Source organism: Embleya sp. NBC_00888, assembly GCF_045207655.1.
Lineage (GTDB): Bacteria > Actinomycetota > Actinomycetes > Streptomycetales > Streptomycetaceae > Embleya.
In genome coordinates, this window is sequence record NZ_CP108784.1 from 1,700,478 (window position 1) to 1,715,671 (window position 15,194).

The window sequence follows — 15,194 nt, forward strand, 5'->3', positions numbered from 1 at the left end:
CCCGGCAAGTCGCCGGTGGCTTGCCCGCTACCACCCGGCGCCCGAGCCCGCCACCACCCGATCCGGCGTGATCGGCAGCGTACGCACCCGCACGCCGGTCGCGTGGAACACCGCGTTCGCGATCGCCGCCGCCGCGCCGATCACGCCGATCTCGCCCGCGCCCCGCGCGCCGAGGTCGCTGAGGTGCGGGTCCGGGCCGCCGACGAAGAGCACGTCCAGCGTGCCGACATCGGCGTTGACCGGCAGGTGGTAGCCGGCCAGGTGCGGTTCGACCACCTGCCCCCGGCGCGGGTCGATCGCGGTCGCCTCCATCAGGGCCTGGGCCAGCCCGAAGGTCATCCCGCCCAGCAGTTGACTGCGCGCGGTACGCGGATTGATCACCCGGCCGATGTCGAACGCGCCGACCATCCGCCGGACCCGGACCGTACCGGTCAGCGAGTCCACCGCGACCTCGGCGAAGTGCGCGCCGAACGACTGCACCGCGTACGGCGAGTTCGCGTCGGGATGGTGGTGGCCGACCGCCGACAACGAGGGCACCCCGATCCGCGCCAGCTCGCTCGCGAACGTCTCGGCACCGAACTCGATCGCGCCGATCTCCCGTTGGTACAGCGGCGATTCCGGATCGGCGACGGACGCCGCGAGCAGATCGTCGCGGACCGCCTCGCACGCGCGCCGGATCGCCGGGCCCACGTAGGCGACGGTCTGCGAGCCGATCGACGGCGGCGCCTCGGGCAGATCGGTGTCGCCGAGGCGGACGATGATCCGGTCCGGCACGAGGCCGAGCACATCCGCGGCGATCTGTCCGAACACCGTGTACGTCCCGGTGCCGATGTCGTGCGACGCGACACCGATCACCGCCGAACCGTCGACCCGCAGTTCGGCGTAGGCGGCGGCCGCTCCCGGGTCCATCTCGTGGGCCGCGGTCGCCATCCCGGTGCCGATCAGCACGTCGCCCTCGCGGCGGGTGCCGGGTGTGCGGTCGTCCGGTTCCCAACCGAACCGCTCGGCGCCCGCGCGGTAGCACTCCCGAAGGTGCTTGCTCGACCACGGCCGACCCGACGACGGGTCGGTGTCGGTGTGATTGCGCAGCCGCAACTCCAGCGGATCCATGCCCAGTTCGTGGGCCAGCTCGTCGAGCGCGGATTCCAGCGCGAAGGATCCGGGGGCCCGTCCGGGACCGCGTTGGAAGGTCGGCGCCTGCATGTCCAGCCGGACGATCCGCTGCCGAATGGCGACGTTCGGGCACGCGTACAGGGTCGAGGTGATCCCGCCGGTCGACTCGACCACGTTCTCGCCGGGCGAGGTGGCGGTGGTGCCGTCGTGTGCGATCGCGGTCAGTCGGCCGTCCCGGTGCGCGCCCAGCACGATCCGCTGCCGGGTCGCCGGCCGGGTGCCGCACGAGGTGAACATCTGCGGGCGGGTCAGCACGAGCCGGACCGGCCTGCCCACCCGGCGCGCCGCCGCCGCGGCCAGCAGCACGTGCGGCCAGACCGTGCCCTTGCTGCCGAAGCCGCCGCCGACGAAGCCGGACAACACCCGAACCTTGTCCACCGGCAGCCCGAACGCGGCAGCCAGCGCGACCCGCACCCCGCCCACATACTGCGTCGAGTCGTACACGGTGAGCCGATCGCCCGACCAGCGCGCGGTGGTCGCGCCCGGCTCCATCGGGTTCATGTGCTGCGGCGGTGTCTCGTAGTACGCCTCCACCGTCACGTCGGCCACCGCGAGACCGGTCGCCAGGTCGCCCCGGACGATGTCCTCGCGGCCCGGCGGGGTCTGCGCGATGGCATCCTCGATCCGCACCAGCGGCGCTTCGTGACGGTACCGCGTGCGGATCGACTCGGCGCCGGCCACCGCCTGTTCGAGGGTCTCCGCCACCACCATCGCGATGTGCTGCCCGTGGTGATGGATCACCGGGTCGGACAGCGGCGTGCGGCCGTCGCCCATCGGGCCGTTGTCGGCCGAGTAGAACGACGCGACCGGGCCGATGCCCAACGACCCGTCGGAGATGTACACCGCGAGTACGCCGGGCGCGGTCTCGGCGGCGGCGATGTCGGTTCCGGTGATCCGGCCCTTGGCGATGGTGCTCTGCACCAGCACCGCGTGCGCGAGGTCGGGCAGTGCCACGTCGCCGGTGTAGATCGCGGTGCCGGTGACCTTGACCGGGCCGTCCACGCGCGGTTCGGCGGCGCCGATCCAGGGCGTTTCCGGGCTCATGCGGGGTCCCCTTCCGGGGTGCTCGGGACTTCCGGGGTGCTCGGGGCGGCCAGGGTGTTCAGGGCGCGGGCGACGACCCGGCGGATCAGTTCGACCTTGTACGCGTTGTCCCTGCGCGGCACGGCCCCCTCGGCGGCGGCGTCACCCGCGTGGGCGAACGCGGCGCTGCTCGGCGGTGCGCCGATCAGCGCGGCCTCGGCCGAACGTGCCCGCCACGGTGTGGTCGCCACGCCGCCGAGCGCGATCCGGGCGTCCCGGACGATCCCCTCGCGTACCTCCAGTGCGACCGCGGCCGAACACATCGCGAACGCGAACGCGGCCCGCTCGCGCACCTTGAGGTAGTGCGAATGGGCGCCGAGCGCGGTCGTCGGCACCTCGACCCCGGTGATCAGCTCGCCGTGGGTCAGCGTGGTCTCCCGGTGCGGGGTGTCCCCCGGCGGCAGATGGAACGCCTCGATCGGCTCGACGCGCGGGCCGTTCGGCCCGTCGATCGACACCCGGGCCTCCAGCGCCAGCAGCGCGACCGCGAGGTCGGAGGGGTGCGTGGCGATGCAGTGCTCGCTGGTGCCCAGGACCGCGTGGCCCCGGTGGTCGCCGTCCAACGCGGCGCATCCGGAGCCGGGGTCGCGCCTGTTGCACGGCATCGTCGGGTCGCGGAAGTATCCGCAGCGGGTGCGCTGGAGCAGATTGCCGCCGAGCGTGGCCAGGTTGCGCAGTTGCGGGGAGGCGCCGGCCAGCAGGGCCTCGGACAACACCGGCAGCCGCTCGCGCACCACCGGGTGGGCGGCGAGGTCGCTGTTCGGGACCAGTGCGCCGATCCGGATCGTGTCGCCGGCCGGGTCCGGCGTCAGGTCGGTGAGCGGCAGCCGGCCGATGTCGACGAGGCCGGTGGGCGTGGCGACACCGCACTTCATCAGGTCGACGAGGTTGGTGCCGCCGGCGATGTACATCGCGTCCGGGCCGAGCTCGGTCCAGGCCCGCGCGGGTTCGGCCGGACGGGTGTAGGTGAAGGGGCGCATCGCGGCCTACCGCCCGGCCGAGGCGGCGATCGCCGCGACGATGTTGGGGTACGCGGCGCAGCGACACAGGTTGCCGCTCATCCATTCACGGACCTGGTCGTCGTCGCCGGCGTGGCCCTCGGCGAGGAGGGCCACCGCCGACATGATCTGGCCGGGTGTGCAGAAGCCGCACTGGAACGCGTCGTGGTCCACGAACGCCTGTTGCACCGGGTGCAACTCCCCTTCGGGGTCGCCGTCCAGGCCCTCGATCGTGGTCACCTCGCGGCCGTCGTGCATGAGGGCGAAGGTCAGGCACGAGGTGATGCGGCGGCCGTCGAGGAGCACGGTGCAGGCGCCGCATTGGCCCAGATCGCAGCCCTTCTTGGGGCCGGTCAGCCCCAGCCCGTCGCGTAGCGCGTCCAAGAGCGTGACGCGGGGGTCGACGCGGAGCCGTCGGGCTTCGCCGTTGACGTGGAGCTCGACTTCGTCGGCGGGGGGCTCGAGTGGCATGGTCCCTCCGGGGGGCTCTCGGGCCGTGTTCGCCCGGCCCGGGATCTGGGCTGGTACCCCCCTTGGTCCGTGATACACGGGTCGGTTGGGTTGGCCTCAAGCGCCGGCCCGGCTGAGGTTGGCCTCAAACGCCGGCCCGGCTGAGGTTGGCCTCAAACGCCGGCCCGGCTGAGGTTGGCCTCAAACGCCGGCCCGGCTGGAGTTACCCGCCCTTCGGCCGAGGTGGCCCCAAGTGCCGGCCCGGCTACTTGGCCTCAAACGCCGGCCGGGCTGAGTGTGATGCGGTGGGTTCGCTCAAGATGCTGGGGTTGGTCGGGGCGCCGGCATCGGCGGGAGTGTGGCATCGGTGGGAACGCCCTCGTTGGTGGGGACGCTCTGGTCCGATGGGACGCCCTTGTCAGTGGGCAGGCCGGTGTCGGCGGGGGTTGGGGGTGGGGTGGGGAGGGTGGGGATCGCGGTGAGGAGGGATTGGGTGTAGGGGTGGGTTGGGTGGCCGAGGACTTGGGGGGTGGGGCCGGATTCGACGGGTTGGCCTGATTTGAGGACCAGGACGTGGTCGCACAGGTGTTGGACTACGCCGAGGTCGTGGGAGACCAGGATCAGGGACAGGCCGAGTCGGGTGGTGAGGTCGCGGAGCAGGTCCAGGATCCGGGCGCGGACGGAGACGTCGAGTGCGCTGACCGGCTCGTCGGCGACCAGGACGCGGGGGTGCGGTGCGAGCGCGCGGGCGATCGCGATGCGTTGGCGCTGGCCGCCGGAGAATTCGTGGGGATGGCGGGTGCGCATGGCCGGATCCAACCCGACGGACGTCAGGACCTCGTCCACCCGAGCGTCGTGGTCGCCCTCGACGCCCAGGCATTCCAGTGGCTCGGCCACGATGTCGCGCACGCGCGAGCGCGGGTCCAGCGAGCTCATCGGGTCCTGGAGGACGATCTGTACCTCGCGCCGGAACCAGGTCAGCGTGCGCGCCGGTCCGGGCCGTACCTCGCGGTCGCGATAGCGGATCGTTCCCCCGTCCGGGCGGTCGAGCCCGAGCAGCAGTCGGATCAGGGTGGACTTGCCCGCGCCGGATTCGCCGACCACGCCCAGCGAGCCGCCCTCGGCCAGTTCCAGGTCGACGCCGCGCAGCGCGTACCGCTGCCCGGCCGGGCCCCACAACGATCGGCGCGGCAGGCGGTACGTCCGGGTCAGTCCCTCGGCGCGCAGCAGTACGGCGGGCACGGTCGCGGTCACAGTGCTGCCTCCACGGGCTCGGTCGCGGTACGAACGCCCGCCTCGGGGTCGGCCGGTTCGTGGTCCCCCGGCCCGGGGTCTGCCGCCTCGAACGCGCCGGCGTCGAACGCGGTCGCCCGCGCCGCGGCCAGCAGCGCGCGGGTGTAGGGCGCGTCGGGCTCGTGCAGGATCCGCTCCAGCGGCCCGTGTTCGATCACCCGACCGGTCCGCAGCACGGCGATCCGGTCGCTGACCCGGGACACCACCGCGAGGTCGTGCGTGATGAACAGCAGCGCGGTGCCCTGCTCGCGGGCCAACGCGTCGAGCAGCGCGAGGATCTCCCGCTGCACGGTGACGTCCAGCGCGGTGGTCGGCTCGTCCGCGATCAGGAGCGCGGGTCGGCACGCGAGCGCGATCGCGATGCCCACCCGTTGACGCTGGCCGCCGGAGAGTTGGTGCGGCCAGGCCCGGACCAACTCGGCCGGATCCGGCAGGCCCACCCGCTCGGCCAGTTCGATCGCCGCGAGGTCGGCCTGACGGCGACTCATGCCCCGGTGCAGGCGCAGCGGTTCGGCGATCTGGCGGCCGATCCGCATGGTCGGGTCGAGCGCGGTGAGCGGCTCCTGGAACACCATCGCGACTCGATCCCCGCGCACGCGGGCGAGTTCGCGCTCGCGTCTGCCGAGCAGCTCCACGCCGTCGAGACGAATGCTGCCGGTGACCTCGGCGCCTTCGGGCAGCAGGCCCAGCACGGCCAGCGCGGTGAGCGACTTGCCGGAGCCGGATTCGCCGATCAGGCCCAGTCGTTCGCCGGGCGCCAGGGTCAGGTCGACGCCGTCCACCACGGTGCGCCCGCCGATCCGGATGGTCAGGCCGGAGACCTGAAGCAGCGCGCCCTTGGTGGGCAACGGCGGTACCGGCGCCCGGACTTCGGCCCCGGTGTGCGCGTCGGCCCCGACCTTCGGGTCTCGGTGTCGCAGGCGTGGATCGCTCGCGTCGCGAAGCGCGTCGCCGAGCAGGTTGAAGCCCAGGACGGACAGTGCGACGGCCAGCCCCGGCCAGATCACGAGCAGCGGTCGGGCGGAGATGTAGGGCTGCTGGTCGTGCAGGATCCGGCCCCAGGACACCGCGGGCGCGGGGCTGCCGTAGCCGAGGTAGGACAGCGCGGCCTCGGTCAGCGACGCCACGGCCATCACCAGGGAGAGCTGCACCAGCAGGGTGGGGGCGATGTTCGGCAGGATGTGCCGGCGGACCGTGCGCCATGTGCTCGATCCGCTCGCGGTCGCCGCGAGCACGTAGTCGGTGCCGTGCACTCGCTCGATCTCGGCACGCGCGATCCGGGCCAGGTGCACCCCGAACGCGACGCCGATCGCACCGGACGCGGTCCACACCGAACCGCCGAACACCGCGGCCAGGATCATCGCGGTGAGCAACGCCGGGAACGCGATGGCGACGTCGATCAGTTGCACCACACCGGCCGCGAACCTCCGTGGTCCGAGCGCCGCGACCAACGCGAGCGGCACGCCGAGCGCGGCGGCGATGCCCGCCGACGCGAGCGCGATCAGCAGGGTCTCCCGGGAGCCGACCAGGATCAGGCTGAACTGGTCGCGGCCGAGCATGTCGGTGCCGAGCACATGGCCGTCCCGAAACGGCAGTAGCCAGGGAGCGTTCGGGTCGACGGCGGTGGGGTCGTACGGGGTCCAGACCAGCGACAACAACACCGAGGCCACCAGGATCGAGACCAGCGTGCCGCCGATCACGCCGTTGCGGTCGCGCAGCAGCGCACGCAGGAGGGTACGGTCCGCCGCGGCCTTCCCGGCGGTGGCCGCGCCGTTCTCGGCGATCGCCGCGCCCTGGTCGGCCCCGATCGAGAGGCTCTCGGGCGCGTTCGAGTTCCTCACGCGGACACCTCCCGGGTGCGAACGTCCGCCAGGCGCGGGTCGATCAGTCGTTGCGCGACGTCCACCAGGAAGCCCACGAACAGCACGATCGCCACCAGCAGCATCACCTCGCCCTGCACCTTGACCAGATCGCGGTTGCCCACGTCGGCGACCAGCATCGAGCCGACGCCGGGCAGGGTGAAGACCTTCTCCACCACGATGGCGCCCACCAGGAGCGCGGCGACCTGCACGCCGAGCATGGACAACACCGGGCCGGCCGCGTTGCGCACGCCGTGCCGCAGCAGTGCGCCGGTCCGGGTACGGCCCGCCGCGCGCGCGGTGCGCAGGTAGTCGCGGTGCAGCACGTCGAGGGTGGCCGAGCGGACGAACCGCAGCAGCACCGCGCCCTCGGACAGAGCCAGGGTCAGGGTGGGCAACACCAGGCTGCGACTCGCCTCGCCCGGGTCCGCCCAGCCGTCGACCGGGAAGCCCTGCGCGGGCAACAGCGGGGTCTGCACGGCGAACAGCAGGATCAGCACCAGGCCCACCCACAACGTCGGCAGTGCGATGCCCAGTTGGCTCGCCACGCTGATGGCGGTGCCGTCGCGGTGTTCACGACGCACCGCCGCGAGCATGCCCAGCGGCACCGCGAAGGCCAGCGCGAGCACCAGCGCGCCGAGCACCAGCGGACCGGTCACCCGGAGCTTCTCGCCCAGTTCGGCGGTCACCGACGAACCGTTGAGCTGCGAGCGACCCAGGTCGCCGGTCGGCACGTCGATCAGCCACGTCCAGTACTGGACGAGCAACGGCCGGTCCAGGCCCAGGTCGTGCCGGATCGCCCGCAGTTGGGCGGAGTCCGCGGTGATGCCGCCGACCGAGGTGGCGGCATCACCGGGCAGCAGCCTAAGCAGCGCGAAGGTCAGCACGCTCGCGCCGAGCAGGGACAACACGAGCAGTCCCAGCCGGCGCACGACGAACACCGTCATGCCGGGCTCCGCGGGGGTCTCCGGTGCGGCCGGACCCGATCGGCCCGCTCCGGGCGCCGCAACGGCCCTCGACGCGAGCTCACTTGGTGATCCCGATGGTGGCGAGGTTGAGTCGGCTGCTGGTGTGGTGCTGCGGTGCGCCGCTGACGCCCTTGCGCACGACGGTCAGCGTCTGCGCCTGGAACAGCCAGTCGGCGGCGGCGTCCTCGGTGACCTGGCGGCCGATCCGGGTGAGCAGGTCGGTTCGGGTGCGCTCGTCCGGCGCGGCCACCGCCTGCGCGTACCACTCGCGCACCTGCGCGTTGTCGTAGCCGAAGTAGTAGCCGGGCGTGGCGAAGTTGGCGATGTCGTGCGGCTCGGCGTGGTTGACCAGGCTCAGGTCGTAGTCCCTCGCGGTGTACACCTCGCTCAGCCAGGCGGTGAACTCCTGCTGCTTGACCGTGAGTTCGATGCCCGCTTCCTTGAGGTTGGCGACCAGCACGTCGCCGATCGCGGCGGGGTAGATGTTGGGGATCTTCAGGGTCAGCTTGAGGTTGTCCACGCCCGCCTCGGACAGCGCCTTGCGCGCCGCCGCGGCGTCGTGCGGGTCGATCGCGCTCAGGTCCTGGAAGCCCGGGTCGGAGGTGGGAATCGGTCCGCCGAGCCGAACGCCGGCCCCGCCGAGCGTCTTGATCAGCGCGTCCTTGTCGATCGCGCGTCGGATCGCGTGCCGCACGGCCGGGTTGTTCAGCGGCGCCTTGGCGTTGTTGATCGCCAACGTGTACTTGTCCGTGGTGGTGCCGCGCAACACGGTGAATTTGTCGTTGCCGGTGAACGGCTGGAGCAGGGTGGCCTCGGCCGCCGTCTCGATGTCGGTCTGGCCGGTGGCCTGCGCGTTGTTGGCGGCGTTGCGGTCCGGGATGTAGCTGAGCACGACCTTGGCCACCTTGGCCTTGGCGCCCCTGTACGCGTCGTTGCGCACCAGGGTGATCGCCGAGCCGCGCTGCCAGCCGTCCAGCTTGAACGGGCCGGTGCCGTTCTCGGCGGCGTCCAGCTTGCCGAAGTCGGTGCCCTTCTTGTAGACGACGCCGACCCGCTGGGTGAGTGCCCAGGTCAGGTTGCTGTCGCGCTGCTTGAGCGTGATCACCACGGTGGCCGGGTCGGGCGCGGCGACGTTCGCGATGGTGGCCAGGGTCTTGGCGTTCGGCTGCTTGGAGCCGGGCGCGAGCACCTGTTGCAGCGACCAAGCGGCGTCCTCGGCGGTGACGGGCGAGCCGTCGTGGAAGGTCGCGCCGGGAGTGAGGTGGAACGTGTAGGTGAGGCCGTCGGCGGAGGTCTCGAAGCCGGTCGCGAGCGCGGGCACGATCTTGTTGTCGGCGTTGGTGTCGACGCTGAGCAGGCCCTGGTAGACGTTGTCGAGCAGGACCTGCTCGACCGCGACGCCGGCAGTGGTGGTCAGGTTGAGGCTGGTCGGCTCCAGCACCAGGCGCACCTTGGCCGTCGCGTTCGGATCGAGCGCGCTGTCGGCGGGCGCCGGGGCCTGGGTGTTGGCACCGGTGGCGCCGGGGGTGGGGGTGCCGCCGGAGCCGCACGCGGCGAGGACCGGTCCGGCCAGGGCGAGGACGGCGGCTATGCGGAGCGCGGAGCGGCGCATGGCGGATCGATCTCCTTGCTGGAAAAGGGTGTTGCGGGGATGGCCGGGCGGGTCTTCGCGCCCCGTCGGACCCGCACGGGTTCGACGGGGCGCGGAGAAGTCCGACGGGATTCGAAAAACTCGCCCGGGCTCGGTGGCGCCCGAACGGGCGGGTGTTCAGTCGCGCGCGGCGGCCAAAACGAACTCGACGATTTCGTCGTGGACTTGGGCACGGTCGTTCTCGGCGAGCACGTTGTGCAGGTCACCCGGGAAGATCCGGGCCCGGGCGTTCGGCAGCGTCTTCGCGGCGGCCGACACGGCGCTCGCGGGCGCGAGGTCGTCGGCTTCGCCGTGGACGAAGAGCACCGGCCGGGTGATCGCGCCGGAGGCGATCAGTTCGGCGATCCGCTCGCCGCCCGCCTCCAGCGCGTCCAGGGTCTCCGGGCGCAGGCCGCCGGACCACACGAGCGGGTCGTTGCGCAGCCGTTCGGCGTATTCGGCGTTCCCGCACAACTCGCCCGGGTCCTTGCGCAGCGACATCGGGTCGATGCCGTGCTCGGCCAACAACGCGCGCAGGCCGCTCTCCCCCGGCGACAGGCCGGTTCCCGCGCCCGCCAGTACCAGCGCGCGGGCGGGCGCGGCGGCGGTACGCGTGCCCGCGAGGAGCAGCGTGACCGCCGAGCCGAGCGAGTGGCCGGCCAGGATCAGCGGCACGTCGGGGCGGCCGGCCGCGATGCGTTCGAGGATCAGTTCGGCGTCGTCGGCGAGCGCGTCCAGGCTCTCCACCAGGACGCGGGTGCCGTCACTGAGGCCGTGGCCGATCTGGTCCGGGGCCCACACCTCGATCCCGTCGGCGTTGAGGCGGTGTGCCAACGGCTCGTGCAGTGCGGCGTGTTCGCCCAGGCCGTGCAGGAACAGCACGACTGCGACGGGTTCGTCGGCGACGGGCCACACACGCAGGTGGAACTCGCCGCGCGCGCCGCGGATCCGGCTCTCGTGTACGGCCTGACTCGTCGTCATCGGCCGACCTCGCCGACCGCGAGGTCACCGGCGCCGGTCGCCGCGGCCAGGCCCCGGCGCAGGTCGGCGAGCAGGTCGTCGACACCTTCCAGGCCGATGGACAGCCGGACCAGCCCGGGGGTCACCCCGGCGTGGGCCTGCTGCTGCGGATCGAGTTGGGCGTGCGTGGTGGACGCGGGGTGGATGGCCAGGCTGCGCGCGTCGCCGATGTTGGCGAGGTGGCTGAACAACCGGAGCTCCTCGACGAATCGCCGACCCGCGGCCAGTCCGCCGGCCAGGTCCACCGACAGTACGGCGCCCGCGCCGTGCGGCAGGTAGCGCTTGGCCGCGGTGTGCCACGGGCTGGTGGGCACGCTCGGGTGGTCCACGCGCAGCACCTCGGGCCGCGCGTCGAGCCAGGCCGCGATGCGTTCGGCGTTGGCGGTGTGCCGTTCGATGCGCAGGGACAACGTCTCGATGCCTTGGAGCAGCAGGAAGCTGTTCAGCGGCGACACCGCCGGCCCCAGGTCGCGCAGGAGCCGCACCCGCAGGCGCAGTGCGTACGCGATCCGGTCGGCGCCGAACCGCTCCCAGAAGGACAGGCCGTGATAGGTCGGGTCGGGGGCGACCAGGCCGGGGTAGCGGTCCGGGTGAGCGCCGAAGTCGAAGGTGCCGCCGTCGACCACGATCCCGCCGATCGCGGTGCCGTGACCGCCGAGGAACTTGGTGGTGGAGTGCACCACGATGTCCGCGCCGTGTTCGAACGGCCGGAGCAGGTACGGCGTGGGCACCGTGTTGTCCACCACGAACGGCACGCCGGCCTGGTGCGCGATCTCGGCGACGGCGGCCAGATCGAGCACGTTGCCGCGCGGATTGCCGACGCTCTCGCCGAACAGCGCCTTGGTCCGCGGCCGGATCGCCGCGCGCCACGCGTCGAGGTCGTCCGGGTCGTCCACGAAGGTGACCTCGATGCCGAGATCGACGAAGGTGTGTTCGAGCAGGGTGCGGGTGCCGCCGTACAGCGAGGCCGCCGCAACCAGATGGTCTCCGGCCCGGGCCAGGTTCAGCAGCGCGAGCGTGGTGGCGGCCTGGCCGCTGCCCACGGCCACCGCCGCGGTACCGCCTTCCAGGGCGGCGATCCGCTCCTCCACCACGGCGGTGGTGGGGTTGGACAACCGGGTGTAGGCGTGCGTCTCCAGGTCGGTGAGCGCGAACGTGTCGGCGGCGTGCGCCGCGTCGCGGAACACGTAGCTGCTGGTCTGGTAGATCGGCACGGCCCGGGCGCCGGTACTCGGATCGGGTCGGGCGCCGGCGTGGACCTGAAGGGTCTCGAAAGCCGGTTCGGCGGGCGGTCCTTCGCTCGCGCGCTCGGCGACGGCCGGCGCGTCGGGCGCGCCAGGCGACTCGGACGACTCGGCCGCGGATATCGCACCCGACGACCCGGCACCGCGGTCGCCGTCGCCGTCGCCCGCCGATGCGGCCGGGATCAGGTCCGACCACCACCGCTCGACCACGCGCGGGTGCGAGCGCAGCCAGCCGATCAGCGCGTTCTCGCCGAAGGCGGGCTTGAGCGGATTGCTCGGGTCCTCGGTGACGCCGTCGGCCACCTCGGCCAACTCGGCGGGCAGGGTGAGCGGTTCGACCACCGAGTCCAGGCGCGGGCCGAGGAAGAACGGCAGCGAGTAGCGGTCGACGCCGGGCTGCGGGGCGATCACCCGGTGTTTCGTGGCACGCAGGTAGCCGCGTGTGGCGATCTCCAGCATCTCGCCGATGTTGAACACGAACGCGTCCGGCAGAGGCGTCGCGTCGATCCAGGAGCCGTCCCGGGCCTGCACCTGGAGGCCGCCGATGTCGTCCTGTTGCAACAGCGCGAGGTAGCCGTAGTCCTTGTGCGCGCCCACTCCCTGGTCGACGTCGGCACTCGGCCGGCCCGGGTAGTGCACGACCTTGACGTGGACCGCGGCCTCCTCGTCGAACCACTCGTCGAAGTAGCCGGTGTCCTGCCCCAGCGCGGCGGCCAGCGCGCGCAGCACCTCACGGCTGACCCGCAGCGCCTCCGCCTGCCACGCGAGCACCGTCTCGCGCAGTTCGGGCAGCGCGGCCGGCCACTGGTTGGGCCCGATCAGGCGCAGATAGGCGGGGTCGTCCGGGCCGAGCGCGAGCGCGGCGCGCTCCGGGCCGATGTCGAGTTGCTCGCGCCAGTCGGGTCCGCCCTGGGTGTACTCGGTGCCGGTGCGCGTATAGCCCCGGAACTGCGGCGAGTTGACGTTCTCGACCGCGAGCCGGTCCGCCTCGGGCAGCGCGAAGAAGCGCTTGGAGACGTCCAGGGCGCGGGCGCGCAGGTCCGGGTCGACGCCGTGGCCGACCACGTAGAAGAAGCCGATCTCGCGTGCCGCGTAACGCAGTTCGGCCAGGAAGCCGGCCACGTCAGCGGCGGGGTCGCGGAATCGGGAGATGTCGATCACGGGGAGGGTGGGCGGTGCGGTGGTTGCCATGACTGGGTCCTCGGTACAGCCTCGGTCCACCCGCGCCGGGCGGCGGCCCGAAAAGGGCCGAGCGGGGCGGGGCGAACGTGCGGCGAATGGGGCTGGATCGTGTACGCGGACGTCGCGGGACGAACGGCGGCGACGCGGGAGCGCCGGGCCCGGGCGCGGCGGACCGACGAGGGTCACGCGGGGCGGGGCACGCTCTGCTCATTCGGCGGCGAAAGGCCGCGCGAACGCAGGGTTCAGCGACAGATCTGGTCGAAGTGGTCGGCTCGTCGACCCACCCAGAAGGGGTCGAGCAGCGTGGAAGCGACCTGACGCGAAGTCATGGCGGTGATGAAAGCACGAGGAAGGCGGGTTGGTCCAGCCGGCTTTCCCCGAGGCCGGGTGTGCGGGATGCCCGGGGGTGAGCCGAGTCCGCCCGCCGGGCCCGTCTCCTGCGCCGCCGGCCGCTGCCGCGCAGGTCCTCCGGGTTACCCCGTGGCGCGAAGGCGATCGGGCCGCCTAGACTCACGGCCATGTCCAGCCCCATGCTCGTCAGTCGCCGCCACGTGGATCTCGTGCGCGTGACCAGCATGGCCTGTCGAATGTCGCACTGAACCCCGGTGACCGTTTCGGTCCCGGTGGTTCGCGCGGTGTGTGAGTCCGGGCGCTGACCCGCCGACTCCCCGCGTCCCGCTCCGCCCTTCCCGCTCTTCTCCCGCTCGGGCCCGTGTCGGCCCGGTCCTCGGTCGCGCACACCACGGGTCGGGGCCGGTTCGCCGCGCCCGCGGTCGACTCCGCGTACCCGACCGCGGAATCCGCGCATGCCCTTCGCCGGCTTGCCCCGGCCGGCCCCGACTCTTCCCGACAGCCCGACCCCACCGTCGACTCCCTTACCCCGCAAGGAGTTTCCCGATGACCATCGAAGCAACCGACGCGCCGAGCACGACCGAGGTGCCATCCACGATCGACGCGCCGCCCGCGGTCGAAGCCGTACCCGCCGACGACATCGCGTCGTGGTCCTTCGAGACCCGGCAGGTGCACGCCGGCGCCTCGCCCGATCCGACCACCGGGGCCCGCGCGGTGCCGATCTACCAGACCACGTCGTTCGTCTTCAAGGACACCGAGCACGCCGCCGGGCTGTTCGACCTGTCCCAGGAAGGCCACATCTACACCCGGATCCACAACCCCACGACCGACGCGCTGGAGCAGCGCGTGGCCGCCCTCGAAGGCGGTGTCGCGGCGGTGGCGACCGCGTCCGGGCAGGCGGCGACCACGCTGGCGGTGCTCAACCTCGCGGAGGCCGGCGACCACATCGTGTCGAGCTCGTCGCTGTACGGCGGCACCTACAACCTCTTCCACTGGACGCTGCCCAAGCTCGGCATCGAGGTCACCTTCGTGGACGACCCGGACGACCTCGACGCGTGGCGCGCGGCGATCCGGCCGCAGACCAAGCTCCTGTTCGCCGAGACGTTGGGCAATCCGCGTGGCAACGTGCTCGACGTGTCCGCGGTCGCCGACCTCGCGCACACCGCCGGCGTACCCCTGGTGGTGGACAACACGGTGCCCACGCCCTATCTGCTCCGGCCGCTCGAACACGGCGCGGACATCGTGGTGCACTCGGCGACCAAGTTCCTCGGCGGTCACGGCACCGCGATCGGCGGGATCGTGGTCGACGGCGGCACCTTCGACTTCGGCGCGCACCCGGACCGCTTCCCCGGCTTCAGCGAGCCGGACGCCAGTTACAACGGGCTGCGCTACTGGCCGGACCTGGGCCCGGGCGCGTACGCGGCCAAGCTGCGCGTGCAGTTGCTGCGCGACGTGGGCGCCTCGATCGCGCCGCTGACCAGTTTCCTGCTGCTCCAGGGGTTGGAGACGTTGTCGCTGCGGATCGAGCGGCACGTGGCGAACGCGAGTGCGCTGGCCGCGTGGTTGCAGGCCCGGGAGGAGGTGGAGACCGTGCACTACGCGGGTCTGCCGAGCAGCCGGTGGTACGACGCGGGCAAGCGCTATCTGCCGCGCGGCGCCGGCGCGATCGTCGCGTTCGAGCTCAAGGGCGGGATCGAGGCGGGCCGCCGGTTCGTGGACGGGCTGTCCCTGTTCAGCCACCTGGCCAACATCGGCGACGTGCGCAGCCTGGTGATCCACCCGGCGAGCACCACACACGCCCAGCTCACCGAAGCGGAGCGACTGGCCACCGGGGTCACCCCGGGGCTGGTCCGGCTCTCGGTCGGCATCGAGGGCCTGGCCGACCTGCGCGCCGACCTGGTGGCCGGTTTCCGCGCCGCACAGGCGGCCTAGCCGGGAATTCG

The 15,194-nt window shown here is 72.5% G+C and carries 11 protein-coding genes and 1 pseudogene; 2 read left to right on the forward strand and 10 right to left on the reverse strand.

Annotated elements, in window-relative coordinates; all coding sequences use genetic code 11:
• Positions 1-27: 27 nt before the first annotated feature.
• The 10 genes and pseudogenes from OG948_RS06610 to OG948_RS06655 all read right to left on the reverse strand — a co-directional run.
• Positions 28-2,217 carry a xanthine dehydrogenase family protein molybdopterin-binding subunit gene (locus OG948_RS06610; RefSeq protein WP_406294569.1) on the reverse strand — a complete coding sequence of 730 codons (2,190 nt, stop codon included), beginning with the start codon at positions 2,215-2,217 and terminating at the stop codon, positions 28-30.
• On the reverse strand, positions 2,214-3,236 hold the full coding sequence (locus OG948_RS06615; RefSeq protein ID WP_406294570.1) for an FAD binding domain-containing protein: 1,023 nt from the start codon (positions 3,234-3,236) through the stop codon (positions 2,214-2,216). Before OG948_RS06615 ends, OG948_RS06610 begins: the two co-directional genes overlap by 4 nt.
• 6 nt (positions 3,237-3,242) lie before the next feature.
• The gene (locus OG948_RS06620; protein WP_406294572.1) at positions 3,243-3,725 is read right to left on the reverse strand and encodes a (2Fe-2S)-binding protein; all 483 of its coding nucleotides are present in this window, start codon (positions 3,723-3,725) and stop codon (positions 3,243-3,245) included.
• Between the two features lie 294 nt (positions 3,726-4,019).
• On the reverse strand, positions 4,020-4,958 hold the full coding sequence (locus OG948_RS06625; protein ID WP_406294574.1) for an ABC transporter ATP-binding protein: 939 nt from the start codon (positions 4,956-4,958) through the stop codon (positions 4,020-4,022).
• Positions 4,955-6,838: an ATP-binding cassette domain-containing protein gene (locus OG948_RS06630; RefSeq protein WP_406294575.1), complete on the reverse strand. Its 1,884-nt coding sequence runs from the start codon at positions 6,836-6,838 to the stop codon at positions 4,955-4,957. The genes OG948_RS06625 and OG948_RS06630 overlap by 4 nt, the downstream gene beginning before the upstream one ends.
• Positions 6,835-7,803, reverse strand: coding sequence for an ABC transporter permease (locus OG948_RS06635; protein WP_406294577.1), 969 nt, complete (start codon positions 7,801-7,803; stop codon positions 6,835-6,837). The genes OG948_RS06630 and OG948_RS06635 overlap by 4 nt, the downstream gene beginning before the upstream one ends.
• Before the next feature lie 79 nt (positions 7,804-7,882).
• Complete coding sequence (locus tag OG948_RS06640; RefSeq protein ID WP_406294579.1) at positions 7,883-9,436, reverse strand: ABC transporter substrate-binding protein; 1,554 nt, start codon at positions 9,434-9,436, stop codon at positions 7,883-7,885.
• A gap of 156 nt (positions 9,437-9,592) precedes the next feature.
• Positions 9,593-10,435, reverse strand: coding sequence for an alpha/beta fold hydrolase (locus tag OG948_RS06645; RefSeq protein WP_406294580.1), 843 nt, complete (start codon positions 10,433-10,435; stop codon positions 9,593-9,595).
• Positions 10,432-11,841, reverse strand: coding sequence for an O-acetylhomoserine aminocarboxypropyltransferase/cysteine synthase family protein (locus OG948_RS06650; RefSeq protein WP_406300193.1), 1,410 nt, complete (start codon positions 11,839-11,841; stop codon positions 10,432-10,434). Before OG948_RS06650 ends, OG948_RS06645 begins: the two co-directional genes overlap by 4 nt.
• A 243-nt stretch (positions 11,842-12,084) precedes the next feature.
• Positions 12,085-12,909 (reverse strand): annotated as a pseudogene (locus OG948_RS06655) (isopenicillin N synthase family dioxygenase); the annotation flags it as partial.
• 509 nt (positions 12,910-13,418) lie between these two features.
• Here OG948_RS06655 and OG948_RS06660 point away from each other — a divergent pair.
• Positions 13,419-13,499 (forward strand): putative leader peptide, encoded by an 81-nt coding sequence (locus tag OG948_RS06660; protein WP_395864073.1) that lies wholly within the window; start codon positions 13,419-13,421, stop codon positions 13,497-13,499.
• A gap of 298 nt (positions 13,500-13,797) precedes the next feature.
• Entirely contained in the window at positions 13,798-15,183 is a 1,386-nt protein-coding gene (locus OG948_RS06665) for a bifunctional o-acetylhomoserine/o-acetylserine sulfhydrylase (protein WP_406294581.1), read from the forward strand.
• The last annotated feature ends 11 nt before the right edge of the window (positions 15,184-15,194 follow it).